Genomic DNA, 25834 nt, shown 5'->3' with positions numbered 1-25834 from the left:
CGGCTGTCACCCGCGTCCCGGGCAACGGACCGTACGGGTGAGGCTGGCGGGAAGGTGCCCTGGCGGCTTCCCGCCAGCACCCGTCAACACCCGTGCAACACAAGCCCCCCGACACTTTTCGCAGCACCCGGGAACCACCCCCGCCCGGGTCCGACGAAGAGAGGGCACCCATGACCCGATCCCCCGCGTGGCGAAGAGCCAGGCTGCTGCCTGCCGTCGGCCTCGCGTTCGCGCTGCTGCCGGCCGGGCAGGCCGCCACCGCGGCTCCCTCCGACGTGCCGCAAGGGCGGGCCACTCCCGCCACGTCCGCCGCGCGCGCCGCCCACACGGTCACCCTGGTGACCGGCGACAAGGTCACCGTCACGGAACTCGGCGGCGGCAAGCGGACCGTCACCGTCGACCGCCCCGCCGGGGCCACCGGAGCCGTCCGGAGCGAGATCGCGGGGGACCGCATCACCGTCGTACCGGACGAGGCGCGGCCCTACCTGAGCGCGGGCACCCTCGACGAGCGGCTCTTCGATGTGACGGAGCTGATACGCCAGGGGCTCGGGGACGAGAAGGGCGGCGCGCTGCCGCTCATCGTCACGTACGACAAGAACGCCCGCCGTGGCGCGGGACCGGCGACGCCCCGTGGTGCCGACAAGGTGCGTGCGCTGCCCAGCGTGGGCGGCCTGGCGGTGAAGGCGGCCGAGCCGGGAACCTTCTGGCGGGATGTCGCTCAGGGCGGGGACCTCGCGGACGGCATCGACAAGATCTGGCTCGACGGCCGGGTCGAGGCCGACATGGCCCTCAGCAACGAGCAGATCGGCACCCCCAAGGCCTGGGAGGCAGGGCTCACCGGCAAGGGCGTGAAGGTGGCCGTCCTCGACACGGGTGTGGACGCGGGCCATCCCGGCCTCAAGGGCCGGGTGGACGCCGCCAAGAGCTTCATCCCGGGCGAGGAGGTCGCCGACCGCAACGGCCACGGCACCCATGTGGCCTCGACCGTCGCTGGCAGCGGCGCCGAGTCCGAGGCCGGCAAGGAGAAGGGCGTGGCGCCGGGTGCCGCGCTCTCCGTAGGCAAGGTGCTCAGCGACGAGGGCTCCGGCAGCGAGTCGCAGATCATCGCGGGCATGGAGTGGGCGGCCAAGGACGTCGGCGCCAAGGTCGTCTCGATGAGCCTCGGTTCACAGGAGGCCAGTGACGGCACCGACCCGATGGCGGCCGCGGTCGACACCCTGTCCAAGGAGACCGGCGCCCTCTTCGTCGTCGCCGCGGGCAACACCGGCGCCCCCTCCTCGATCGGCTCGCCCGGCGCGGCGGACTCCGCGCTGACCGTCGGTGCCGTCGACTCCGCCGACGAGGCCGCCTACTTCACCAGCCAGGGCCCGCGTGCCGGGGACAACGCCCTCAAGCCCGACCTGTCGGCGCCGGGCGTCGACATCCTCGCCGCCCGGTCCCAACTCGCCGCGGGCGAGGGCTACTACACCGAGATGAGCGGTACGTCGATGGCGACGCCGCACATCGCGGGCGTGGCCGCCCTGCTCGCCGAGAAGCACCCGGACTGGAGCGGGGCCCGCCTCAAGGACGCCCTGATGTCGACGTCCACGCGACTGGACGCGTCGGCGTACGCGCTGGGCGCGGGGCGGGTCAGCGTGCCCGACGCGATCGACGCGCGGGTCACCGCGACCGGCAGCGCCGACCTCGGCTTCTACTCCTGGCCGTACGAGGACAACAAGCCCGTCACCAGGACGGTGACGTACACGAACACCTCCGACGCGGCGGTGGAGCTGAGCCTCGCCGCCGAGGGAGCGGCCGAGGGTGTCGCCACCCTCGCCGACAAGACGCTCACCGTTCCCGCGCACGGCACCGCGTCGACCACGGTGACCGGTGACGGCGCGAAGGCGCCCGTCGGCAACACCAGTGGCCGCATCGTCGCGAGCGCCGCCGGGAAGCCCGTCGCGCACACCGCGTTCGGCCTGGTCAAGGAGGAGGAGCGGTACACGCTCACCGTCCGCGTCAAGGACCGTGACGGCGCCGCGACCGGAGCCGGCCTCGTCTACCAGCGGCTCGCGGAGCAGGTCGACCCCGTCCAGGCGGAGGTCGGTGCGTCCGGCACGCTGGAACTGCGCCTGAAGCCCGGCACGTACGCCCTCTCCTCGTTCCTCGACGTGCGCGGCGCCGACGGCAAGGACTCCCTGGGCCTCGGCTTCCTCGCCGCGCCCGAGATCGTCCTCGACAGGGACCGCGAAGTCACGCTGGACGGACGCAAGTTGCGTGAGATCGGCGTGGACGTCGGCAAGCGCACGGAGACCCGCCAGCTCCTGATGGAGTACGACCGCCGCGCGAACGGCGCCGTTCTGCAGGGCGCGGTCCAGGTGCCGGTCAAGTACGACAGCGTCTTCGCGGCGCCCACCGCGAAGGTGAGCGACGGCAGCTTCGAGTACCGCACCGTCTGGCGCCTCGGCAAGCCGTCCCTGGACGTCAAGGGCCTCGGCGAGGTGGTCGCCCAGCCCGGCGGCACCGTGGGCGACGGCCGGAGCAGGCTGCGGATCGTGGACGTGGGCGGCGGCACGGCGGCCGAGTACGCGGGCAAGGACGTCAAGGGCAAGGCCGTGATCGTGCGGCGCGATGCCGGATCGGAGGCGACGCCCGCGCAGATCGGCCAGGCGGCCCAGGACGCGGGCGCGAAGGCGCTGTTCGTGACGGACGACGCGCCGGGCAGGCTCAACGCCTGGTTCGGCACGGACGACAACGCGGACCGGCCGCTGCGGATCGGCACGGTCGACGCCGCCGACGGCGCGCGGCTGCGGGCGGCGGCGAAGGCGGGCCGGACCGTGGAGACGACGGCGACCTCACGCACCCCGTACGTCTACGACGTCTCGGAGGGCCACAAGGGTGCGGTGCCCCGCGACCTGACGTACGAGCCGTCGAATCGTGAACTGGCCGTCCTGGACACGAAGTTCCACGCGGTGAAGCCCGTCGCGGGCGGCGAGTTCCGCTACTCCCTGACCGACACCTTCGAGGTCGGGATCGGCTTCCAGGAGAAGATCGACTATCCGGTGGAGCGGACGGACTACGCGTCCACGGGAGCCGGCCAGCTGTGGCACGAGTCGGTGTCGGTCGGTCCTGGCGTCCTGGAGGAGCGCAGCGGCCTGGTCACTTACCGGGGCGGCAAGCACGGCGAGCTGAACTGGTTCAAGCCCGTGTGGCACCCGTGGCTGGGCACGGGCCTCGGCTGGGGCCAGCAGCGGACCGGGAACAACCTGGAGTTCAACGTCCCCGGGTGGGGCGACTCCGGGCCCGACCACACGGGGTTCGGTGACGTGTGGAACGACGAGTCGATGACGCAGTTCACCGAGGTCCACGCGGACGGGAAGCTGGTCGACCGGCGTCAGAGCTCGGCGGCGTACGCATGGGACGCGAACCCGGAGCCGACGACGTACAAGGTCGTGACGGACACGACGCTCGACCCGGAGCGGTGGCGCCTGGCCACGAAGGGCCACTCCGAGTGGACCTTCACGTCGAAGGAGACGGCAAGCGACCGCAAGACCTTCCTGCCGCTGCTCAACCTCGGGTTCGACGTGGACACGGACCTCGCGGGCGACGTACGGGGCGGCCGGAGCGTGCCGGTCGGGATCTTCTCCGAGTACGTCAAGGGCGCGCCGGACACCGGAACCATCGGCGGCGGCAAGCTCGAGGTGTCGTACGACGACGGGAAGAGCTGGACCGGCGTGAAGCTGGACCGGGACGGCACCAAGGCCGCCTGGAGCGGAAAGCTGAAGGTTCCCGGTTCCGCCGAGTTCATCTCGTTGCGGGCCTCGGCGAAGGACGACCGGGGCGGTTCCGTCACGCAGGAGATCGTGCGGGCGGCCGGGGTGAAGTAGCGAAGGCCCCGAACGCGGCGACGCCGCCTCCCCTGGGACGGGGGAGGCGGCGTCGCTGTGAGTACTTCTGGGTGACGTCAGACCAGCCAGCCGAGGAAGTGGGCGATACCGGCGACGACGTCAGTGATGATGTTCATGGTGGTGCTTCTCCTTGTGGGACTTTCAGGATGTTCCAACTCCCGGACTCCGTATGGGACATGAGTCGGGAGCGCTGTAACTACGGTCTGCAGCCCGTCGCTTGCGCACCGTAATCATCGTCAATCACAGAGGCCACATGCAATCTCTGGCGTGACGATCACCTGTTCCAGGGAACAACTGCTCCCCTGTTCGCATTTTCGAGATGCGGGGGGCGTGGGCGGTCTCCAAGGAGCGGGTCGCCGCTACCTGGGACGGGGCTTGTCGGGAGCACGTCGGGAAGTTGTTAGCCTGCGGGGCGAATATTCGACCCCAGGAGGCCTAGTGTCACCCGACCGCCCCACGATCGCCCTGGTCACCAGCAGACCTCAGCTGGAGACCGGCCGCGACCGTGACCTCCCCGAGCTGGCACGCTCGCTCGGCGCGGCGGACGCCGATGTCGCCACCGTCTCCTGGGACGACCCGGAGGTCGACTGGGAGCGGTTCGACCTCGTCGTCATACGGTCCGCCTGGGACTACAGCGAGCGCGTCGCCGAGTTCGTGGCCTGGGCGGGACGGGTCGCGCGGCTCACCGTCCTGGCCAACCCGGCCTCCGTGGTGCGGTGGAACACCGACAAGCGGTACCTCGCGGAGCTCGCGGCGGAGGGGGTGTCCGTCGTGCCGACCCGCTATCTGGCACCCGGCGACCCCCTGGAGATACCCGACGACGGCGAGTTCGTCGTCAAGCCCACCGCCGGGGCGGGCGCGCGCTATGCCGCCCGGTACGAGAAGGGCGAGTACGACGCCGCCGTACGGCACATCGAGCGGATGCACGGCGAGGGTCTGACCGCGATGGTGCAGCCCTACATGCCGGAGGTCGACGAGACCGGCGAACGCGCGCTCGTCTACGTCGGCGGCCGGTTCCTGCACGCCGTGCGGAAGGGCGCGGTGCTCGCGCCGGGCGCGGCGTACGACGACGAGAAGATGCCGCACCCCGACCTGCGCCCGTGGCAGCCGACCCCCGGCGAACTGGGCGTTGCCGCACGGGCGTTGGCCGCGGTGCCGGGCTCGCCCGAGCTGCTGTACGCCCGCGTGGACCTCGTCGACGACGCGGACGGCGCGCCCTGCGTCATGGAACTCGAACTCGTCGAGCCGAACCTCTTCCTCGACCTGCACGAGGGCTCGCTGTCCGCGGTCACCGAGGAGATCCTCACCGCCGCCGGGTAAGCCGGGCACTCCGAGTATTGGGGTGGACGTGGCGTCAGAGGCGTGTCTACGCTGCCGCCATGTCCAGTCCCGAGTCCGACAGACTCCAGCCACCGGCCGGCATGACCGGTGGCTCTCTCTCACGTCACCGGACCCATCGCCGCAGCGCGGACTGACCTTCCCCTTTTCTCCTTGGCGCGGTAGCCGCACGGCTGAGCCGCCGCCTTGTCGACCCATGACGTGGGTGCGGAGTCTTCTCATGCCCTTTGCTCTCTACATGCTCGGACTTGCCGTCTTCGCGCAAGGCACATCCGAGTTCATGCTCTCCGGTCTCGGCCCCGACATCGCCGCCGACCTCGACGTGTCCCTCTCGACAGCCGGAACCCTGACCTCGGCCTTCGCCGTCGGCATGGTCGTCGGCGCCCCGCTGATGGCCGTGCTCGGCCGCCGCCGGCCACCCAGGACCGCGCTGCTCGCCTTCCTGGTCACCTTCCTGCTCGTCCACGTCGTGGGCGCGCTGACCACCAGCTTCGCCGTGCTGCTCGCGACCCGCGTCGTCGGCGCGCTCGCCAACGCCGGGTTCCTCGCGGTGGCGCTGGTCGCCGCCGTCGGCATGGTCGAGCCGAACGCCAAGGGGCGGGCCACGTCGGTCCTGCTCGGCGGCGTCACCCTCGCCTGCGTCGCGGGCGTCCCGGGCGGCGCGCTGCTCGGGCAGTTCTGGGGGTGGCGGCCCGCGTTCTGGGCGGTGGCCCTCGTCTCGGTGCCCGCCGTCCTCGCGATCCTGCGGTCCGTGCCCGCCGGTGCTCCCGCCACCGACCGGGCCGACGCGCGCGCGGAACTGCGGTCGCTGCGCGAGCCGCGTCTGGTGGTGACGCTGCTGCTCGGGGCGCTGGTGAACGGCGCGACCTTCTGTACGTTCACCTATCTCTCGCCGGTGATCACGAACGTCACCGGCTTCTCCGAGGGCTGGGTGCCCGCGCTCCTCGCGCTCTTCGGCGTCGGGTCGTTCGCCGGGGTCACGGTCTCGGGGCGGTTCGCGGACGCGCGGCCCGTCCCGTTCCTCCTCACAGGCGCGGTGGCGCTGCTCGCGGGATGGGTGCTCCTCGCGCTGACCGCCCAGAACTCCGTGGCGGCGGTCGTGCTCGTCCTCGTCCAGGGCGCGCTGTCCTTCGGCGTCGGCTCGGCGCTGATCACCCAGGCGCTGTACGCGGCGACCGGCGCCCCCACGCTCTCCGGCGGCTTCGCCACGGCCGCGCTGAACGTGGGGGCCGCGATCGGTCCCGCGGTCGGCGGCGTCGCCCTCGCGGCGGGGCTCGGCCACCGCTCGCCGCTGTGGGTCAGCGCGCTGCTCGTAACGCTCGCGCTCGCGGTGGGGGCCGTGGCCCTCCTCCTTAGCAGGAGGGGTCAGGGGCCGTCCGGGAACGACAGCCGCTGGAGCAGTCCCCAGGTGAACTCCGCGACGCAGCGCCGCGGCTGACCGGCGCCGTCCGGCGCGGTGAAGGCGAGCCGCCAGCGCGTGGGTGCCGTGCCCTCCATCGGGCGGGCCGGGGCGAACGCGCGGGCGGCCTCGTCGACCGTGCACGACCAGGGGGTGAGGTCCTCAAGGGTGCGGAGCGCGGGGCCCGGGGCGCCGGTCGCCCGGATCAGCCACTCGTTCCACACCGCGCCGTTCGGTGCGCGAAGGACCTCGAAGCGCAGGTCGGGCCAGAGCGGCACCGGCCACAACAGGGCCTCGCACTCCAGGTCGCCGATCCGGCGGGTCACGGTGGCCTCGGGCGGGCCGAGGACCGAGCGGTAACGGGAGGCCGCGCCGCGCGAGCGGTTGGGGTCTCCCCTGCTCGAGCGAAGCCGAGAGCTCGGAGAAGAGCGGGACATCGCCTGCCAGCGGCGGTTGGCCTCGCGCATGTCCGCGACGGAGGCGCCGAGCTCGTGCCGGGCCGCCTCCACCAGGTCCGGGTGGTGGTCGGCCATGCGGCGCAACAGGACCAGCTGGAAGTCGAGCGGGGTGAACGCGGAGCTAGCGGACATGGGCTCCATGGTCGCGCACCGTCGCGGCTCCCGGGCGGCGCCCGCCGGGAAGGAAGAGGACGGAGTTGACGTACCGGGGCCTGCGCGGCGTGAGCACCCTGCGAAGTAGGCCCTGCGACACGACGTACGACGTGTCGTTCTGGTGCGTCTCCAGGTCGAAGTCGGCGAGCGGCAGCCAGGTGTGGTGGGGCAGGACCCAGCCCTCGTAGCCGTGGTGCCGGGTGAGCAGCTCGACGATCGGCTCGATCGGCTGGATGCGGGACTCCAGCTCGATGAAGAGGGCGGGCCGGTCCCGGGTCAGCAGATCGCGGGCGCCGTGCAGGACCGGGAGTTCGTTGCCGTCCACGTCGATCTTGATGAAGCCGACGTCACGCAGGCCGAGCCCGTCCAGGGTGAGACAGGGCACCTCGACCGCCTTGGCGTGGATGTCCCTGCGGATGAGGGAGGAGACCCCTCGGTCCCCGCGGTCGCCCTGCGGCAGCCAGAGCCGTGCCGTGCCGGGGCGGTCGGTGGCCGCGGCCTGGATCACCCGGACGTTGCCGGGCGTGGAGGTCTCCAGGAGCCGGGCCAGATGCGGCACCGGTTCCACGGTCACCACGCGGCGCGCCCGCGAGGCCAGCCGGCGCGACCAGGGGCCGTACCAGCCGCCGACGTCGACCGCCGTGCCGCAGTCGCGTGGGCAGAGGTCGGCGAGGCGGGCCAGCTCCGGTTCGAAGCGGGGGTAGACGAGCCGGGCCAGGGCGCCGATGAGCCGGGCGGGGAGGTGCGGGGCGAGGCGGGCGGCCACGGTCTTGTGGGGGCTCGCCCCGGACTCGCTGGGGCCCGTCACGGGGAGATCCGCTTCAGGAGCTGCTCGTGCTCGTCCTCCGATATCTGCTCTCCCGACGAGGGCAGGAGCTGCGGTATGCCGTCGACGATCGGGTAGCGGCGGCGCAGCCGCGGGTTGTAGAGGGCCTCGTCCGGCACGAGGGGTTCCGCGGGCTCCAGAAGGTGCAGCGGGCCCTTGTCCAGCGGACAGGCGAGGATCTTCAGCAGCGGATCTTCGGGGTTCATCAGCTGGTCAACTCCTTGGTCGGGGGCGTCGGTTGAGGGGGCGGGGCGTCATGCTTGGGCATGGCGAGGAGCACGGAGACCGCGAGCGCGGTGCCCGCGATCCGCAGGGCGAGACGAAGGGGCTCCTCCGGCAGCGGCTCGCCGAACGCCAGCGTGCCGAGTACCGCGGTGAACAGTGCGGTAACCGTCGTGCACACGGGGACGATGAGCGAGGCCCGGCAGCGCTGCAGCGCGGCCTGGGACATGATCAGGCCGAACGCACCGGTGAACATCAGGAGATACGGATACGGGGAGGCGAGCAGGTCGAGCAGCGCCGAGCCGAGTTCCTGCGTGGTCAGGTAGCTGGACACGCCCTTGATGGCCAGCGAACTGACCCCGTAGAGCAGGCCGACGGCGACCCCGTACTCGACGCCCGTCGTCGGCAGCCGGTGCCGGTGCTTCGCGCGGCGCTCGGCCGATCCGTACAGCAGGACCCCCGCCGCGAGCGACGGCAGACAGACCGTGAGGACCAGTGCGACGGGCGCGCCGCGGCTCACGGTGTCCGCCTCCTCGTCGAGCGAGAGGACCACCATGAGCAGCGCGGCGAGGATGGCCCCGACGGCGTACCGCTCGCGCCCCGATGTCTGCTCGCCGAGCAGCACGGAGGAGAGCAGCAGCAGGAGCACGAGCCCGGAGACGAAGATGCCCTGCGCGGCGGCGATCGGCAGCGTCCGGTAAACGGCGAGCTGCGCGCCGAACCCGGCGGCGAGCGCGAGCGATCCGCCGATCCACAGCGGGCTGGAGACGACCTGCCTGAGCAGCCGCGCCGGTTTGCGCACGCTGACGGACGGCATGGCGGTCAGGGCCCGTTTCTCCAGGACGAACCCGGTGCTGTAGAGGACGTTCGCCAGCAGGGCGGCGGCCACACCCCACCACATGGCCTTACGTCCTTCGGGCGTGCAGCAGCAGGATCGACGAGGCGCTCGGCACGGCGCAGGCGAGCCGGTCCAGGGCGCGCAGCGGACGCGGTACGCCGTGGAAGGGCGCACCGGCGACGCGCACCACGTCGAAGCCGGACGCCGCGACGAACTCCCGCAGCGCACGGGCGGTGTAGAGCCGCAGGTGTCCGACGACCTCGCTCCCCGGGCGGCCGTGGATGCCGCGCAGGCTGACCTCGGAGAAGACGGGCTGGACCCCCGCGAGCAGGAGCCCGCGGTTGTACCAGGCGGCGAGATTGGGCGTGGACAGCATCAGATGCCCCCCTGGCCTGAGCACTCTTCTCAGCTCGTCCAGGGCACTGTCGGGGTCGACGAGGTGCTCGATGACCTCGCTGAACAGGACGGCGTCCGCGGAACCGTCGGCGAACGGGAGTCCGCCGTCGGTGAGTTCACCGCGTACGACGTACGGCAGATGCGCGTGCGCCCGCTTGAGGGCGTCCTGGGACCAGTCGACGCCGACGACGCGATGCCCCGCGAGGAGCGGGGCGGCGGTCGCGGCCGCGGTGCCGTCGCCGCAGCCGATGTCGAGGACGACGGCCGTGCGGGCGGTGGCGGGGCCGATGGCGTCGGCGAGCATCCGGGCCTGGCGCAGGCTGCGGGCGTCGCCGGAGGCCACCGGGACGGAGGGGTCCTCGTAGAAGTCCCGCAGGTCGCGGGGCGCGGTGCTGGTGCTGGTCAAGGTTTCTTCCCCTCCTCCGTGTGCTCCGTCGGCTCCGTGTGCTCCGTGGCGTGGAGGTAGTGCTCGAAGAGGTCGCGCAGGTGCGCCCCGTCGCCGCTGCTGAGCAGGGTCTTCGACCAGCGCAGGGCGACGTGCAGCCGGCCCGCGGTGGACGCCGTGGTCACGGTCAGGCCGCGGGGCAGCCGGGCGGGCGCGGAGAACCACACGGCGTGCGCGCGTCCGGCGTCGCCGAAGTCCAGGGAGTACGGGACGCGGCCGATGTTGCTGAGCAGCGTGGTGGACGTCCAGGGCGCGGCGGCTCTGCGCAGGCCGCGCGTCACGGCGGCCCTGAGGGTGACGGGCAGGACGGGCGAGGTCAGGAGGGCGGCCCCGCGGCCGAGTTGGGGCCGGGAGAGGGCCTTGAGTGCGCGGGTGCGGTCGGCGGTGCGGCGCAGGAGCGCCCCGATGTCCTCCGGGCCCCACTCCTTGGAGGTCAACTCGGCAGCGCTGAAGGGGACTTCGACCAGCCGGGTGCCGTTTCCGATGGGCATGTCCATGCTGCGGGGCCGGTCGTCGACCGGCATGGTGATCCGGAACGGCTTCGGTCGCGCGCCGTGCTCCCGGTTCCAGTGCGCGATCATCAGCGCGGTCGCCACCATGAGCTGGTCGTTCACGGTGAACGGCGCGCCCTTGGGCCGCCGGGGCACCGGCAGTTCGGCGACGAGCATGCCGTTGCCGGGAGAGGGCTCGGGCGTCCCGCGCGAGACCCGGGCAGGCGGAGCCCACCCGGAGGGCGCGTCCCCCACGTCCACCGTGCTCTCGGCATCGGCGGACGTGGGCGTGCGCGACGGGGGCGCGGCGGGCGAGTTGTCCTGCCCGCCGTACAGCTCGGCGGCGGTGGCAAGGACCCGGAGGCAGGCGGGGCCGTCGAGAGCGGTGTGATTGATGGTGAGGAAGAGGACGCTGCCGGAGGTGGCCTCGCCGCTGTCCTCCTCCTGGGCGATCACCTCAAGGCGGATCGGCGGTGAGGCCGACAGAGGCGGGGCCTGCGAGAGGGAACGGGTGCGGGCCTTCTTGAGCGCGTCCCGTTCCGGTGGCGGGAACGTCACCACCTCCACGTCCGGCTCCGCCGTCAGCTCCCATTCGTAGCGACGGCGGTACCAAGGCCCCCGCGCCTCCCGCATCAGGATGCGCGGGTGGCGGCGCAGGGCCTCGGTGAACGCGGCCTTCAGGCGGGCCGGGTCCGGGGTGCCGGGCAGGTGGACCTCGATGTGGACCGTCTCCGGCTCCTCCTCCTGGAGGCAGTGCCGGGAGACCTCGTCGACGACGGGGAACGGCACGCGCCGCGGCGGCCGTTCGGGTCCGTCGGCGTGACGGGCCGGCTGATCGAGTGCGGTCATCGGTCGGTGTCCTCCCCGGAGGCGGACGGCGCCGCGGCTCCCGCGAGCCCCTCCGTATTGCTTGGCCTGCGCCGCCTGAAGCGCGTGGTCCGCGTGGTCCGCGCACCCGGCGGTGCCGGTTCCGGCTGGGCCGCCGCGGGGCCCCTGGCCGAGATGGTCGAACTGGTGGCCCGCGGGTCGTCGCTCGCGTCGGAGCCCGGCCCGCTCTCCCCGCGCTTGCGGCGCGGCAGCGGAGTCGTGCCCAGGTCCCGGTCAGGGCCCGGTGAGGGGGTGCCGCCGCCGACCGGGGGCGGAGGCATCACCGGGGGAGCGGCGGGCGGCGGCTGGTGCGGAGGCGGCTCATACGGAGCGAACTCGCCGCCGCCACCGGGTCCCCCGGCTGCCGCGGTGGTCCCCTCCTGGGCACCCTTCACACTCACCAGCGCCGCGAACAGAGCGATCAGCGCGAGCAGCTGGGCGAGAGGGCTGAACGCGCCCTCGTCGGCCGTGCTCGGCTCACCCGCACCGATGGCCGCCGCGATCCCCGCCCCGGCCATCGCCACGAAGGCGAGCGGCACGAGCAGCGCGTGACGGCGCCAGGCGACCAGCGCGAGCGCCGGCACGAGCAGGGCGAACCAGCCCGCGATGACCGCGGCCACCAGCGTCAGCGCGACCGTGCCCAGGATCAGCCCCGGGGCGGGCGGCGCCAGGTCCGGACCGTCCGGGTTCGGCTCGCGGCGCTTGATCACGACCAGGGCGATCAGGGCGAGGATGCCGAGACCACCGCCGATCAGGCCGATCTCGTAGATCCGCGAGGGCTCGTAGGAGAGCTTGACCGTGCCGCCCTCACCCTTGGGGACCAGGAAGCCCTGCTGCCAGCCGTCGAGACGTACGGACGACAGCTCCTTGCCGTTGAGCGTGGCCTTCCAGCCGTCGTTGATGTTCTCGAAGGTCGAGAGGTACGAGGCCGAACCCGCGCCCACCGACACCTCGCGCCGGTCGCCGAGCCAGTCCTTGACGTCCAGGGAGCGTGACTCCTCGTCGATCGCTCCCGGCGTGCCCTGCGTCATCGAGACGTCCATGAGGGCGAGCGGGCCCCCGTCCCCGGCCTCGACGGTGTGCTTGCCCGCGCCGAGCGACAGGGTCGTGTTCTCCGAGCCGCGCGAGCAGAGCGTCACCTCGATGGGCCGCCGCTCGGTCAGGTCCCGTACCGAACCCTTCGCGCTCGTCGCGTGCAGCTTGCCGTCGACGGCGAGCACCGGGCCCTCACCGCAGGCGAGTTCGAACTTCTTGGACGCCGAGGGCTGCTTCGTCCGGAACTTGTCGAGCGCCGGGACGTAGACCTCGGTGAGACCCACCGGGAGCTGCAGCTCCTTGTCCGCCACCGGGTTGTGGACCGCAAGCGGCGCGGTCTCGGTGATGGTGATGGTCAGCTCGTCCGTGGTGATCGGCGGGAACCGCGTGTTGCCGTTCTCGTCGACGCCGGCGATCGTCGCGCCGTCCGGCGAGCTGATCTCGACCTTCTCGGGACGCGTCGAGAGTCCGCCGGCGGCGGGCAGCACGACCTCGCCGACCGGCACCTTGCCCTTCCACTTCAGGTGCACCACGGGCCTGTCACCGGCGATCCACGCCGTCGTCAGGTCGCCGTCCGTGAGGTTGCGCGGGGAGAGACCGCCGCCGAGCTTCGACGTGGAGTCGGCGCTCGCGATGATCTGGTCCTTCTGCTCGGGCGCCACCTTGTAGAGCAACTCGTCGAGCTCGGCCCCCGCCACGGGGAGCGCGCTCGCCTTCACCTCGTACTCGGCCTCGGCCGGAGTGGTGAAGCGGCGGTGCAGCCCCGACTCGGTGTTCACCGGCGAGAGGGCGCTCGGGTCGGAGGCGCGGTGCATCGAGTACGTCGTCGCGTCGGCGCCCTCGGCGGGCGTCCTGGACTCGGACCCGGTGTCCGTGGGCAGTTGCAGCAGCTTCGTCACGCGCACACCCGGAACGGTGATCTCCGCGAATCCGGCGCCGGTCAGGCCCTCGTGGCCGATCTCCGCGTCCAGGATGGTGACCTTCAGCCAGCTCGAATCACCCTCGGGCGCCTTGATGCTCTGGCGCATGCCGTTGGGCTTCAGCGAACTCGTGCGGCTGCCCTGCTCCGTCTCCACGCGCACCTTGGTGGGCGCGGCCCGCACGCCTTCCTGGGGCAGCGGCGTGACCCGGAGCATGGACGGAATCGACTCCTTGGCCCTGAACTCGGCCTTGATCCACGCGCCCTTCGGCTTGCCGGGGCTTCCCTCGGCCCAGGACGTGGCCGGGTTGCCGTCGAAGGCGTTCACGGGGTCGTACTGCGGCAGGTGGAAGAGCCAGTTGCCGTAGCTGGACGCCGTCACGGACTTCGCGCCGCGCAGGTGAGCAGTCGTCTGGTGCTCGATCCCGGTGGTGGGAAGGATCTGGTGCGGCTTCTTGCCCGGCTCCTGAAGGGCTCCGCTCGCGTTGCGCTCGTCCGGTGTGTAGGTGTACGAGGTGTTGGAGCTGACCAGGCCGAAGCGGGTGTCCGCGCGACGGAGACCGTCACCGACCGCCTGCAGACCGGGAGTTCCGACACCCGGGTGGTTGTCGCCCGTCAGGACGGAGGGGCGGTCCCGCATCGAGGGGTCGGCGGACAGCGGGAGCAGCGACTCGGGGCCACCGCTCACCACGGCCGTGTTCGAGACCGGCTTGATCCCGGCCTGGCCGGGCCGCTCGGCGCCCGTGCCCGGTGCGTAGATCTCCACCGCGCGCTCACGCGGGTAGAGGCCCTCGACCTGCAGGGGCGTGTCCTTCGGGATGATCCCGCCGGTCTGTGTCGGACCGAAGCCGGTGATCCGCTTGAAGCCGGACTCCTCGAGGGTCCGCTTCACGGTCGCGGACGGCACGTTGCCGACCTGGTCGGGGTCGAGGTCGTTGCGCACGACGACGTAGTACAGGCCCGCACGCGTCAGGTAGTCCTGCAGCCCCGGGACCGCGCCGCCGGTCGTGAGCGCCTGCTCCACCGCGTCCATCGCGCGCCGGTTGCCGGGCGTGCCGAACGGGACGTAGTCCCGCTGTGCCCAGCGCGACTCGGCGAGCACGTCGAGGGGCTGGTCGATGGGCGAGCCCCAGGTGTAGATGCCGTGCGCGGTGGCGGGCACCACGAGGGCGCGGGAGTCGGGGGAGTACTTCTTCAGCCAGTCGCCCGTCGCCTCCCAGTAGTCGGGAAGCTTCTGGAACGAGCCGGGCTGGAGGATCGAGCCGTTCAGATAGGGGAAGGCGAGCCCCGGCAGCACGAGCAGGGCGGCGATCAGCGGGGCGAACTTGCGCCCCCGGACCGGCCGCGCCCCGCGTGCCTGCGCGGCCACGCCGACGAGATGCATCAGGCCGAAGACCAGCGCGAGCGCGAGTCCCGTCTGGAACTTGTAGATGTTGCGGAAGGGGACGAGTCCGCCGTCCAGCCACGACTGCACCGTGTCGTGGAAGGGCGCGCCGAACGAGCCGCCGTAGCCGGCGAGGGTGATCAGCGCGACCGAGAGCACGGTCAGGACGAGCCAGCGCCGCTCGGGCAGGTCGCGCCGCGCGAGCCCGGCGAGGCCGAGGGCGGCGGCGAACGCCGAGCAGACCACGACGATCGCGGACGTCGCGACCGTCCATCCCGCGGGCAGCCATGCCTCGCCGAAGTGCAGGTAGGCGACCCAGTTGCCGGCGCCGCGCAGGGTCTCCGTGGCCGACATGGTGCCGGTGGTGGTGGCCGAGTTCTCGACGAAGGGGAGGAAGTTCTCGCCGTACACGCCGAGCACGAGCAGCGGCACCACCCACCAGGCGGTGGCGAGGATGACGCCGGGCACCCACCAGGTGATCAGCTTCCGCTTGCGCGGTCCGTTCGGCCGGGACAACAGATACAGGCCCACCGGCAGCAGCGAAGCGAGTGTCGAGGCCGCGTTGACGCCACCCATGAAGGGGATGAAGAGCGCCGAGCGCAGGGCCGCCGAGCGCGCGCTGATGCGGTCGTTCGTCAGCGGGAGCAGCACCCACGGCAGGAGGGCGCCGGGCAGCGCCGCCGCCGACGTCGATCCGACGACGACCGTGAAGGTCGGCCACAGGGCGTACGCCACCGCGCCGAGCAGCCGGCTGGAACTGCTGCCTATGTTCAGCCGCTCCGCGAGCCGCAGCGCACCCCAGAAGGCGGTCGCCACGATCAACGAGAGCCAGAGGCGCTCCGCGAACCAGACCGGCAGCTGGACGAGGTCCGCGAGGCCGTAGAACGGCAGCATCGGCCAGGTATAGCCGACGTACTGGTTCTGGATGCTGCCGAAACCGCCCTGGTCCTGCCACAGCTGGCCCAGGTCGGAGATGAACTGCCAGGGGTCGACGGCGACCCCCAGCTTCGTGTCGAACGTCATCCGCCCCGGCTTCACCGCCAGGAAGAGGACGAACACCACGGCCCAGAACCCGAGGAGCCAGCGCTTGGAGCGCGGGCCTCTGCCGGGTTCGGGGGCGTCAGCCGTCGGCCGGACTGCCGCCGGGGGTGGAGCCTGGACCGTGGTCATGGACACCGCCTGAGGATGAGAAGGAGATTCCAGGTGGCGAACTCGCGTACACCCGGCACTTTGGTGATGCCACTGGCCAGGAACGGCCAGTAGCGGGACCGCGCGGACACGACGGACACGTCTTCCCTCGCCCGCACTTGGCGCAGGGTCGGGCCGACGTGGTGAGCGAAGAGGTTCTCGCCGAGCGTGTGTTTTGCTGCTTTACCGGTACGCCGTTCATAGCGGGCGCGCCCACGGGCGCCGCCCAGGTAGTGCCAGGGCGCCCACTCGTGGCCGCCCCACGGCGAGTACCAGTTGGTGAAGGAGACATAGATCAGGCCTCCCGGCCTGGTCACCCGCACCATCTCGCTGAGGAACGTCTGCGGATCGTCCACGTGCTCGAGGACGTTGGAGGAGAAGGTGACGTCGGCGACGCCGTCCGCCAGCGGGAGCAGATATCCGTCGGCGACGACGGAGCCCTCCGGCGGCTTGGCTCCCAGTTCGGCCGGGTCCGGCTCGAACAGGAAACTCTGGGCGCCGCGGCGCCGGAACTCCTCGGTGAAATAGCCACCGCCGCCGCCGACATCGACGACGACACGGCCCTTGACCGGTCCGTAGGCCTCGACCTGGTCGGCGGCATCACGGGCGAGCAGGGTGTAACACCGCTCGGGCTCTTGCTGCTCGCGCAGGAAGGCCCGGAAGAGGGTGGCGGAACGGCGCAGGGACGGGTCCTTCACGCGGACCCCTGGGCTGCCTGGTGCGTGACGATCGCCTCGGAGGCCACCGCCTGGAACTCGCGCACGGAATTGGCCCACCGGTAGCTGGTGGCCCGTTCGCCCGCCGCCTTGCCGAAGGTCTCACGGCGCTCGGTGCTCAGCGCCAGGGTGCACCAGGCGGCGGCGAAGGAACTCTCGCCCCGGGCGAGGAGCCCGGTCACGCCGTCCTCGATGGAGTCACGGACGCCCGGTACGTCGAAGCCGATGGCCGGGGTCGAGCGGGTCGCCGCCTCGGTGATCACCAGGCCCCAGCCCTCCACGGCGGAGGGGTGGAGCAGCATCCATGCCTCGCAGAGCAGCCGGTGCTTCTCGGCCTCGGAGACATGGCCCTTGAACTCGACGCCGGGTCCCGCGATCTGTTCCAGCCTGGCCCGCTCGGGGCCGTCGCCCACGATCACCAGACGTCCTCCGGTGACGGGCCTGACCCGCTCCCAGAGACGGAGCAGCAGATCGATGCGTTTGTACTCGACGAGCCGTCCCATCGCGAGGAACATCGGCTCGTCCGAGCGGGGGTGGAGCGGACCCGGCTCCTCGACCCCGTTGTGGACTATGCGTATGCGCTCCCGGTCGACGCCTATCGCACGCAGCGCGGTGGCCGTCGACGGCGACACGGCCACCAGGAGGTTGCCGCGCTGGGCACCCGAGAGCGACCAGTGTTCGAGTCTTCGGCCGAGCCGGGCCGCGGGGGCGAGGGCGCCCTGGAAGCGCATCCCCCACAGATCGGTGTGCACGTGGTTGACCAGGCACAACGTGGGCCCACGGTGCCACAGCGGCGCCAGGTACGGCATGCCGTTGCAGACCTCGACGAGGAGGTCGCAGTCGCCGACCTGCCGGGTGAAGGCGGAGCGTGAGCGCAGGTAGTGCCCGAGGTCACCGCCCGCCGACACGACGCGGTAGTCACGGAAGGCCGCGGGCCCTCCGCACAAGAGGGTGACCTGATGGCCGAGCTTGCTCAGGCCGTCGGCCAGCCGGTCGACGAGCAGTTCGGATCCGCCCGCGGCCGGATTCGCCAGGTCGCGCCGGGCGAGAAAAACGATCCGGCGCGGCTGCGGGGGAGGTGCCGGTAGCCGTTGCGCGACCCGCGGGGTTGCGGCGCGCAGCGGAGAAGGCACGTGCTGGGGCATGCGTGCTCCAACTCGTCAGGGTGCGGAACCGTGAGGTCGCTATGGGGGGTTGCACCGTTCGGGGGTCGCTTGCGGAGGTGCTGTGCTGTGACTGTGCGGGGGTGGTGCGGGGGCGGTGCGGGGACTGTGCTGGGGTGGGACCGTTAGTTTTCGCCGCAGTGTTCGACGCGGCTACTCACCGAAGTGACAACTTTCGGGGTTTCAACTGCTGACGTCTCATCACATCGTGGTGGGTTGCAGGGCGGTTGGTGACGTATCGCTATTCGGACCGCCCGGCTCCGCTGCGGAACCCGGCCCTCCGGGCCCTTGTGCCCCACTGTCGGAACGCCGTCCGCGCAGGACGAGAACGCCTCCCGCGATGGTGAGCAGCGCACCCAGCGCACCCGCCCCGACCGGCAGCGTCTCGCCCAGGAGCTTCAGCCGGCTGCTGTCGTCGTCCGCGAGCTTGACCTGCGCCTTCTGGGTCTTCTCGGTGAACGCGATGCGCTTGCTGTCCAGCAGCCTCGTCGCGTCCTTGTCCGAGCCGGGCGCGCGCAGCGTCTTGCGGGGTCCGATCGCCGCGTAGATGATCCGGCCGGTTCGCTTGTCGGCGACCAGCTCGATGCCGTGGTTGGAGTACCACTCCTCGGCGAGCACGTTGCTGCGCTTGGGCTGCCCCACCAGGCGGCCCGGCACGAGCCGGGTCCCGGTCTTGGCGGGCTTCACCTTGGCCGTGAAGCGGTAGCCCTCGTAGCCCTGGATCTTCTTCGTGCCCCGGAAGGTGAGCGGGACGGTCGCGCCGAGGGTGTTGTCCCACCAGACGTAGGAACGTCGTTCCACGTCGAAGGGGAACTTGAGGTAGGCCTCACCCTCGAAGTAGGGCTTCTCGTCGCAGCAGTGCACCGGCTTGTTCGTCTCGCGGTCGGTGACCCAGCGCTCCTGCGTGAACTGGAGTGCGTCGTGCGGATCGGACGCCGGCAGTGACGCGTCCGGATCGACGGACGTGACCACGTCCCAGACTGCGTGCTCGCTGTTGCTGTCGTCGACGTCGCCGCGTACCTGACGCGTGATCGTGAGGTTCTTGTTATGGACCGTCTTGATCTTCTTGGTGTCGAAATAGCTCCCTTTGCCCTTGAACACGGTGGTCGTGTCGATGTCGACGGGCGTACGTTTCGCCCGTGGCTCGACGTACCACGCGAGCATCGGGGCCAGGACGAGCAGAAAAACGCCGAGTCCGAGCAGGATCAGCGAGAGGGGCGAGGCTGTGCGGCGCATCCGGCACTCCTGGTGGCGGGTGAGAAGTGTTACCGAGCCGTAGGGGCCGGAACGCTAGGCGGACCCTTGACGAAGTGTCAATGCGTTGATGAAACTGTGCACCAACCGGGTGGGGCCGGTGAGGGACTGTGTGCACGACAACCGCGCGACCTGGGTGGGATCGACCTCCAGCAGAGAGGCTGACCCTGACATGCACCGATTGCTCGCCGCCGGTCTGACCGTCGTAGCCGCCGCGGCACTCGCCGTGGCCGCCGCGTTCGGCGTCGTCGCGCTCCTGAACGCGACCCCGGAACAGCCCAACACCCCCCTCGTGCACTACGAGACTGCCCCCAGGGGACAGTGAGTGACCGTGCCCGTGACCGAGAGCCAGGGGTCACTGTCCGTCCGCTCGGCCTGGCGCGACGTACCGCCCATGCAGGTGCGCCGCTTCGCCGCGCTCGCCCTGGACGAGGTGCCCGCCCTGGCGCAGGACATCCTGCGGCAGATCCGCTCCGAGTACCCCGGCCTGCCCGTCGTCCTCGACGACTCGGGCGAACCCATGGCGCTCATCGGCATACGCCGTGCGCTGGAGGGGTTCGTCCAGCAGATCGCCTCCGCCGAGGGCGGGCGGCCGTGCTACCCCCTTGAGGTCTTCCAGGAATTCGGCAGGGGCGAGGGCCTGCACGGCCGCAGCCTCGACTCGCTCCAGGCGATCTACCGCCTCGGCGTACGGCTCGCCTGGCGCCGCCTGGCCGAGATCGGCCAGCAGATCGAGATCCCGCCGCCGGCCATGTACGAACTGGCCGAGTCGGGCTTCGAGTATCTGGACGGCCTGGTCGACCAGTCCGTCCGCGGATACGCCGAGGCCGCGGCCCGGCAGGCGGGTGAGAGGCTGCGCCTGCAGCGCAAGCTGATGGAACTGCTGCTCTCCGAGCGGCGCGGGGACCCGGGAGCGGCGGCACCGGCCGACTTCGGTCACGCCTCCGGCGCCTCCGCCGCCGCGGGGCAGCCCGGTGCCCGCAGCGCCCTCGACGAACGGGCCGCCCGCGTGGGCTGGCAGCTGCCCGAGCGGGTCGCCGTCGGCGTGCTCCTGCGCCCCGCGCGGGAAGCCGTGGCGCCCGCCGTCGGCCAGGGCGTCCTGCTCGACATGGAGACGGAACAGCCGCGCATGGTCGTCCCCGACCCCGACGCGGCGGGCCGCCCCGAACTGCTGCGGCGCGCCATGGCCGGCTGGTCCGGCGCGATCGGCCCGCCCGTGCCGCTGGCCGACGCGGCGAAGTCGCTGCGTTGGGCGGAGGCCGCGGTGCGTCTGATGGAACGCGGACTGCTGCCCTCCGGCGAGGTCCTGCACTGCACCGAGCACACCGAGGCGCTGGTCCTGCTCCAGCCCGAGGAGCTCATCGAGGACCTGGCCCGCCGCTGCCTGGCCCCGCTCGCGCACTGCGGACCCGCGCACGGCCGCCGGCTTGCCGAGACCCTGCTCGCCTGGCTGGAGACGCGGGGCGGCGCACCGGAGGTCGCGGCCCGCCTCGGGGTGCACCCGCAGACGGTGCGCTACCGTCTGCGGCAGATCAGGGAACTGTGGGGCGACGAGGTCGACGACCCCGACCGCCGCTTCGAGCTCGAACTGGTGCTCAGGGCACGGCGGTTGAGGGGAGAGCTGGGCCGCGCGGGCTGAGGCGCACGGCCAAGGTCCCCGGAGCCGTGCTTGCGGGTAGCCTGCCGCAATGGTCGCAATCGACATGGCGGTACGCGCGCAGGCAGCACTCGGCGAGGGCCCCACCTGGGACTCCGCCGCCAGGCGGCTCATCTGGGTCGACATCCTGAGCTCACGCGTCCACACGTACGACCCGTCGAGCGGGCACCGCTCGGTCCTGGCCACCGAGCAGCACGTGGGCGCCGCGAAGCCGCGCGCGGGCGGCGGACTGGTGGTCAACCTCCGGGACGGCGTGGGCCTTTACGACTCCATGGCCGACGGAGGCGCCTTCCGCTGGCTGCACCGCGAGGTCGTGCCGGGCCGCCGCGGCAACGACGCGGCGGTCGCCCCCGACGGGGCGCTCTGGGCGGGCACGATGGCCTACGACGAGACGCCGGGGGCCGCCAACCTGCTGCGCGTCACGGGGGACGGCACCGTCACCGAGGTGTTCGACGACGTCTCCGTCAGCAACGGCATCGGCTGGAGCCCGGACGGCCGGCTCATGTACTACGTCGACACCCTGACACGCCGCATCGACGTACTGGAGCCGCGCGAGGGCCAACTCCCGCCCGCCAGGCGGCCCTTGGCGGAGATCGAGGCCGACGCCGGATACCCCGACGGCCTCACCGTCGACGCCGACGGCTGCGTCTGGGTCGCCCTGTGGGACGGCGCCGCCATCCGCCGTTACACCCCGTCCGGCGCCCTGGACCGGGTGATCGAGCTCCCGGTGGCCCGCCCGACCGCGTGCGCGTTCGGCGGCGCGGGACTGCGGGACCTCTACATCACCTCCGCGCGTACGGGACTTGAGGCGCCGCATCCCCTCTCCGGGTCGGTGCTCGTGGTGCCGGACGCGGGACAGGGCGTGCCGCAGGCGGCGTTCGCCGGATAGGGGCTGATCAGGCGGTTTGCCGCACATCGGGGTGTCCGCGCCGCTGGAACATTCGATTCCGCACACAACCTTCACGGCAGCGGCTTCCTCTGTTACCCGTGGCTCACTTAGCCTCCATGCCTCATGGACTACTGCCACCCGTGCCACAGGCACCTCAACGGCGCCCTGGCCTGCCCGGGGTGCGGCACTCCGGCCGAAGCCTGCCGTGAGTACGCGGAGGCGGTCGCCGCGCAGGACGAGACGCCGGGTTCCGAGCGCCCGTACGACGACGAGGCGCCGCGCGGCAGGAGCCGCCGCCGGGAGCGCGGGCGCCGGGCGGCGCACCGCCGCAGGCGCCGCAAGATCCTCCTGGTCACCGCCGGGCTCGCGCTCGCGGCCGGTGGCCTGAGCCTGGCCGAGCTCGGCATCGAGGGGCCCTCGGACGAACCGGCGGCGGCCTCAGCGCCGGACGCCGACGCGAGCCGGTCCGCGTCCCGGAAGCCGACGGACCCGGGCGGCGGGGCGGCCACGGGTGGCGGAGCCACGTCGGCGACACCCTCCGCGTCGGCGTCCGCGACGGGCAAGGAGTCCAAGAAGGCCAAGGACGGCAAGGGCACCAAGAACGGCGAGGACGACGAGGACGACAAGGGGGAGGAGACGGGGGAGGCCGGGCAGGAGCCGGACGCGACCACCCCGGGCGCGACCTCCGCGCCGGACGCACCGGATTCTCCCGACGCGCCGGGCACCCCAGGGACCCCGGGTCCCACCACGCCCCCGCCGAGTTCGCAGCAGCCCGATCCGACACCGGAGCCGGAGCCGACCAGGACGTGCGACCGCTTCCTGTGGTGGTGCACGTAGCGAACGGCGACGCGGGCCGGTGACGGATGGAGGGTCCGTCAGGCCGCGGCGTCCTCGCCGATCATCCTGCGCAGCAGTGCTCGCAGCGAAAGCCGTTCCTCCCTGGAGAGCTCGGCCAGCGGCTCCCGTGCGAAGTCCAGCGAATCGCGCAGGCTGCGGGCGACCTCGAGGCCCTCGTCCGTCGGCGCCGCCAGCTTCACGCGGCGGTCGGCCGGGTCGGGCCGCCGTTCGACGAGGCCGCGTGCCTCAAGACGGTCGATGATCCCCGTGATGTTCGACGGCTCGCACTTCAGCTTCTTCGCTATGCGACGCATGGGCAGCGGCTCCAGGGAGAGCAGACCAAGGACGCGCGCCTGCGCCCCGGTGAGGGCGTGCTTGCCCGCCGCGGCGTCGTACTCCTCGTGGTAGCGCGCGACGACCGTGCCGATGAGCTCGACGACTTCGAGCGTCAGGGGGTCCGTGCGCGGGGTGCGGGAGCTGCTGGTGGCCATGCGCTCCAGGCTACCCCGATACTTGACATAGTGAAATATGTAGGCGCATGGTTGTTTCACAACCTGAAGCATTTCGACGATGTCAGCCTGTCGGCAACGGCAGCCTGAGCAGGAGGAGGACGCCCGCATGTCCGTCACCCCCGAGGCCCCCGGGTCCGCGCAGCTCCCCGCCGTCAGCCGCGAGTGGCACCTCGTGCGCCGCCCGCACGGCTGGCCGGTCCCGGAGGACTTCGCCCTGCGCGAGGCCCCCGTGACCGCCCCGGCCGACGGCCAGGTCGTGGTCCGCAACCTGCACTTCTCCGTGGACCCGTACATGCGGGGCCGGATGAACGACGTGAAGTCGTACACCCCGCCGTTCAAGCTGGACGAGCCCATGCAGGGCGGTGCGGTCGGCGAGGTCATCGCGTCGAACGCCGACGGTCTGGCCGTGGGCGACCACGTCCTGCACTTCGCGGGCTGGCGCGACTACGCCACCGTCCCGGCCAAGCACGCCGTGAAGGTGGACCCGCAGGCCGCGCCGCTCTCGGCGTACCTCGGTGTGCTCGGCATGCCGGGCCTGACGGCCTACGCGGGGCTCTTCGAGGTCGCCTCCTTCAAGGAGGGCGACGCGGTGTTCGTCTCCGGCGCCGCGGGCGCCGTCGGCTCCCAGGTCGGCCAGATGGCCAAGCTCAAGGGTGCCTCGCGCGTCATCGGCTCGGCGGGCTCGGACGAGAAGGTGAAGCACCTCGTCGAGGAGCTCGGCTTCGACGCCGCGTTCAACTACAAGGACCCGCGCCCGGTCGTGGAGCAGCTCAAGGAGGCGGCCCCCGACGGCATCGACGTCTACTTCGACAACGTCGGCGGCGAGCACCTCGAAGCGGCCATCAGCCGCATGAACGTGCACGGCCGCGCCACCATCTGCGGCATGATCGCGGGCTACAACGACACCGAGCCGACGCCCGGCCCGCGCAACATGGCCATGATCATCGGCAAGCGCCTGCGTCTGCAGGGCATCCTCGTCGGGGACCACGAGAACCTCCAGCCGCAGTTCGTGAAGGAGGTCGGTGCCTGGATCCGCTCCGGCGAGCTCAAGTACAACGAGACGGTCGTCGAGGGCGTGGAGAACGGCGTCGAGGCATTCCTCGGCATGCTGCGCGGCGAGAACACCGGAAAGATGGTCGTTTCTCTCGCCTGAGAGTGGTGAGCCGGTGAGGTGAGGGCGGCGGGCGGCGGCCGGAGCAGGTGGCCGCCGCCCGTCGTTTTCCGTCATCCGATAAAGTAATTCCACATTGTCGCGACTGTGGGCGCGCATCGCGGAACATCTCAGGAGGAACCGGCACTTATGTCCATCCAGCAGATCGACGTCAAGTACACCGCCGTCGCCACCGCCGAGAACGGCCGTGACGGCCGCGTCGCCACCGATGACGGCAAGCTCGACGTCGTCGTCAACCCGCCGAAGGAGATGGGCGGCAGCGGCGCCGGCACCAACCCCGAGCAGCTCTTCGCGGCGGGCTACAGCGCCTGCTTCCAGGGCGCCCTCGGCGTGGTCGCCCGCAAGGAGAACGCCGACATCTCCGGCTCGACCGTGACCGCCAAGGTCGGCATAGGCCAGACCGAGGCCGGCGGCTTCGGCCTGGAGGTCGCGATCTCCGCCTCCATCCCGAACGTGGACGCGGCCACCGCGCAGGCCCTGATCGAGAAGGCGCACCAGGTGTGCCCGTACTCCAACGCCACGCGCGGCAACATCAAGGTGGAGCTCGCGGTCGCCTGATCGCCTCTTCGCGTACGTGAGGGAGGGCCGCACCCCGGGCAGGGGTGCGGCCCTCCCTCACGTCACGGCGGCGGTGTGGACCGCCCGCACGAGCCGCTCCTCCTCCGGGGCCGGGCTGCCGGGGACGGGGAAGCGGCGCCGCGTGTACCCGTAGGCGAGCCCGCTGCGCGGATCGGCGAACGCCTGCGAGCCGCCCACGCCCCGGTGCCCGATGGTCCCCGCACCGAGGAACGGGTGCCAGGCCTCGGCGACGTTCTGGAACCCCACCCCGTACGACTTGTGGGCCCGCGCCACCAGGTCGAACCCGTTGGAATGGATCTGCCCGAACTCGGCCACGGTGTCCGGCTTCAGGAGCGGCTCCCGCCCGTCGAGCCCGCCGACCGCAGCCGCGTACATCGTGGCGAGTCCACGCGCGGAGGCGACACCGCCGACGGAGGCGGGCCCCTTGGCGCGCACCAGGCGGGAGTTGGGGAGCGACTCCAGATCGGTGGGGTGGGCACCGTTGCGGTTGAAGGCGATGGAGTTCAGGGTGCCGGGCTGCGGCGGCTGCGCGTCGATGAGGGCGCGCTCCGAGGGGGAGGGGATCGCCGGCAGCACGGAGCGGAAGCGGGGCTCAAGGGCTTCCGGAAGCCCGAGATGGAAGTCAAGGCCGAACGGGGCGCGGACCCGCTCCTCGTACACCTCCTGCAAGGTCTGCCCCGTCGCCCGGAACACGACCTCGCCGGCCAGCGCCCCGACGGACAGTGCGTGATAGCCGAAGGCGGTACCGGGACGCCAGTAGGGCCGCTGGGCCGCGAGACGGGCGGCGTTGGCGCGGTCGTCGGCGACCTCCTCCGGACTGAGGCCGTCGTCGGCGCCGACGACGCCCGCGCGGTGGGAGAGAAGCTCCCGGAGCGTGACATCGCCCTTGCCCTGGCCGCCGAACTCCGGCCAGTAGTAGGCGACTTCGCGGTCCAGGTCCAGGGCCCCGTCCTGGACGAGCAGCGCCATGACGAGATGGGCGGCACCTTTCGTGGACGAGTAGACGCCGAACAGCGTGTCGCCGTCGGTGTCAGGCCCCACCCACAGGTCGACGACCTGCTCCCCGCGTACATACGCGGAAAGCTGCGCGGCATGCTCGGGCTTCTCCCCGGCGAGTACGGCGGTGAACTCGTCCCGCACGGATTCGTATCCGGCTGCGGTGGTGCCTTGGACCTTGACCTCACGTGTCATGCGTTCTTCATCCCCAACC

The 25834-nt window shown here is 71.8% G+C and carries 21 protein-coding genes; 9 read left to right on the top strand and 12 right to left on the bottom strand.

The features are described 5' to 3' along the window. Positions 1-170 precede the first annotated feature (170 nt). From ACWFRU_RS02775 to ACWFRU_RS02765, 3 genes are all read left to right on the top strand, one after another. Complete coding sequence (locus ACWFRU_RS02775; protein ID WP_453683990.1) at positions 171-3866, top strand: S8 family serine peptidase; 3696 nt, start codon at positions 171-173, stop codon at positions 3864-3866. A gap of 459 nt (positions 3867-4325) precedes the next feature. Beyond that, positions 4326-5207 carry an ATP-grasp domain-containing protein gene (locus tag ACWFRU_RS02770; protein WP_453683988.1) on the top strand — a complete coding sequence of 294 codons (882 nt, stop codon included), beginning with the start codon at positions 4326-4328 and terminating at the stop codon, positions 5205-5207. 238 nt (positions 5208-5445) lie between these two features. After that, entirely contained in the window at positions 5446-6663 is a 1218-nt protein-coding gene (locus ACWFRU_RS02765; protein WP_453683986.1) for a Cmx/CmrA family chloramphenicol efflux MFS transporter, read from the top strand. Here ACWFRU_RS02765 and ACWFRU_RS02760 read toward each other — a convergent pair. The 10 genes from ACWFRU_RS02760 to ACWFRU_RS02715 form a co-directional block, all read right to left on the bottom strand. After that, entirely contained in the window at positions 6591-7223 is a 633-nt protein-coding gene (locus ACWFRU_RS02760) for a hypothetical protein (RefSeq protein WP_453683984.1), read from the bottom strand. The two genes, ACWFRU_RS02765 and ACWFRU_RS02760, sit on opposite strands and share 73 nt — an antisense overlap. After that, positions 7204-8043: an FkbM family methyltransferase gene (locus ACWFRU_RS02755; protein ID WP_453683982.1), complete on the bottom strand. Its 840-nt coding sequence runs from the start codon at positions 8041-8043 to the stop codon at positions 7204-7206. The genes ACWFRU_RS02760 and ACWFRU_RS02755 overlap by 20 nt, the downstream gene beginning before the upstream one ends. Then, on the bottom strand, positions 8040-8267 hold the full coding sequence (locus tag ACWFRU_RS02750; RefSeq protein WP_453683980.1) for a Trm112 family protein: 228 nt from the start codon (positions 8265-8267) through the stop codon (positions 8040-8042). Before ACWFRU_RS02750 ends, ACWFRU_RS02755 begins: the two co-directional genes overlap by 4 nt. Then, positions 8267-9172, bottom strand: coding sequence for a hypothetical protein (locus ACWFRU_RS02745; protein ID WP_453684509.1), 906 nt, complete (start codon positions 9170-9172; stop codon positions 8267-8269). Before ACWFRU_RS02745 ends, ACWFRU_RS02750 begins: the two co-directional genes overlap by 1 nt. A 16-nt stretch (positions 9173-9188) precedes the next feature. Then, positions 9189-9923, bottom strand: a complete 735-nt coding sequence (locus ACWFRU_RS02740) for a class I SAM-dependent methyltransferase (RefSeq protein WP_453683978.1) — start codon at positions 9921-9923, stop codon at positions 9189-9191. Beyond that, positions 9920-11302 carry a condensation protein gene (locus ACWFRU_RS02735; protein ID WP_453683976.1) on the bottom strand — a complete coding sequence of 461 codons (1383 nt, stop codon included), beginning with the start codon at positions 11300-11302 and terminating at the stop codon, positions 9920-9922. The genes ACWFRU_RS02740 and ACWFRU_RS02735 overlap by 4 nt, the downstream gene beginning before the upstream one ends. Beyond that, entirely contained in the window at positions 11299-15828 is a 4530-nt protein-coding gene (locus ACWFRU_RS02730; RefSeq protein ID WP_453683975.1) for an alpha-(1->3)-arabinofuranosyltransferase domain-containing protein, read from the bottom strand. The genes ACWFRU_RS02735 and ACWFRU_RS02730 overlap by 4 nt, the downstream gene beginning before the upstream one ends. After that, positions 15825-16544 (bottom strand): class I SAM-dependent methyltransferase, encoded by a 720-nt coding sequence (locus ACWFRU_RS02725; RefSeq protein WP_365817266.1) that lies wholly within the window; start codon positions 16542-16544, stop codon positions 15825-15827. The genes ACWFRU_RS02730 and ACWFRU_RS02725 overlap by 4 nt, the downstream gene beginning before the upstream one ends. Continuing rightward, positions 16541-17707: a glycosyltransferase family 4 protein gene (locus ACWFRU_RS02720; RefSeq protein ID WP_453683973.1), complete on the bottom strand. Its 1167-nt coding sequence runs from the start codon at positions 17705-17707 to the stop codon at positions 16541-16543. The genes ACWFRU_RS02725 and ACWFRU_RS02720 overlap by 4 nt, the downstream gene beginning before the upstream one ends. Before the next feature lie 219 nt (positions 17708-17926). Next, a complete protein-coding gene (locus ACWFRU_RS02715) occupies positions 17927-18961 on the bottom strand; it encodes a DUF3068 domain-containing protein (RefSeq protein WP_453683971.1) in 1035 nt (344 codons plus the stop codon). Positions 18962-19151: 190 nt separating this feature from the next. Between ACWFRU_RS02715 and ACWFRU_RS02710 the strand changes: the two genes are divergently transcribed. The 4 genes from ACWFRU_RS02710 to ACWFRU_RS02695 all read left to right on the top strand — a co-directional run bounded on the left by ACWFRU_RS02710 (position 19152) and on the right by ACWFRU_RS02695 (position 22362). Beyond that, complete coding sequence (locus tag ACWFRU_RS02710) at positions 19152-19304, top strand: hypothetical protein (protein ID WP_249590098.1); 153 nt, start codon at positions 19152-19154, stop codon at positions 19302-19304. Between the two features lie 69 nt (positions 19305-19373). Continuing rightward, positions 19374-20618 carry a PucR family transcriptional regulator gene (locus tag ACWFRU_RS02705; protein WP_453684507.1) on the top strand — a complete coding sequence of 415 codons (1245 nt, stop codon included), beginning with the start codon at positions 19374-19376 and terminating at the stop codon, positions 20616-20618. A 49-nt stretch (positions 20619-20667) separates the two neighbouring features. Next, the gene (locus ACWFRU_RS02700; protein ID WP_453683969.1) at positions 20668-21525 is read left to right on the top strand and encodes an SMP-30/gluconolactonase/LRE family protein; all 858 of its coding nucleotides are present in this window, start codon (positions 20668-20670) and stop codon (positions 21523-21525) included. 123 nt (positions 21526-21648) lie between these two features. Further along, the gene (locus tag ACWFRU_RS02695) at positions 21649-22362 is read left to right on the top strand and encodes an SCO2400 family protein (protein ID WP_453683967.1); all 714 of its coding nucleotides are present in this window, start codon (positions 21649-21651) and stop codon (positions 22360-22362) included. A gap of 38 nt (positions 22363-22400) precedes the next feature. On the opposite strand, the gene ACWFRU_RS02690 is transcribed toward ACWFRU_RS02695, so the two are convergent. Continuing rightward, positions 22401-22853: a MarR family winged helix-turn-helix transcriptional regulator gene (locus tag ACWFRU_RS02690; protein WP_453683965.1), complete on the bottom strand. Its 453-nt coding sequence runs from the start codon at positions 22851-22853 to the stop codon at positions 22401-22403. A 127-nt stretch (positions 22854-22980) separates the two neighbouring features. On the opposite strand from ACWFRU_RS02690, the gene ACWFRU_RS02685 reads away from it, so the two are divergent. Next, positions 22981-24027 (top strand): NADP-dependent oxidoreductase, encoded by a 1047-nt coding sequence (locus ACWFRU_RS02685; RefSeq protein WP_453683964.1) that lies wholly within the window; start codon positions 22981-22983, stop codon positions 24025-24027. Positions 24028-24174: 147 nt separating this feature from the next. Beyond that, complete coding sequence (locus ACWFRU_RS02680; RefSeq protein ID WP_453683962.1) at positions 24175-24603, top strand: organic hydroperoxide resistance protein; 429 nt, start codon at positions 24175-24177, stop codon at positions 24601-24603. Positions 24604-24660: 57 nt separating this feature from the next. On the opposite strand, the gene ACWFRU_RS02675 is transcribed toward ACWFRU_RS02680, so the two are convergent. Continuing rightward, complete coding sequence (locus ACWFRU_RS02675) at positions 24661-25815, bottom strand: serine hydrolase domain-containing protein (RefSeq protein ID WP_453683961.1); 1155 nt, start codon at positions 25813-25815, stop codon at positions 24661-24663. Positions 25816-25834: the final 19 nt, after the last annotated feature.

It is taken from the genome of Streptomyces sp. NPDC055099, assembly GCF_053607685.1.
Note: the sequence above shows the minus strand (reverse complement) of the source record. Positions and strands in the feature narration are given on the sequence as shown.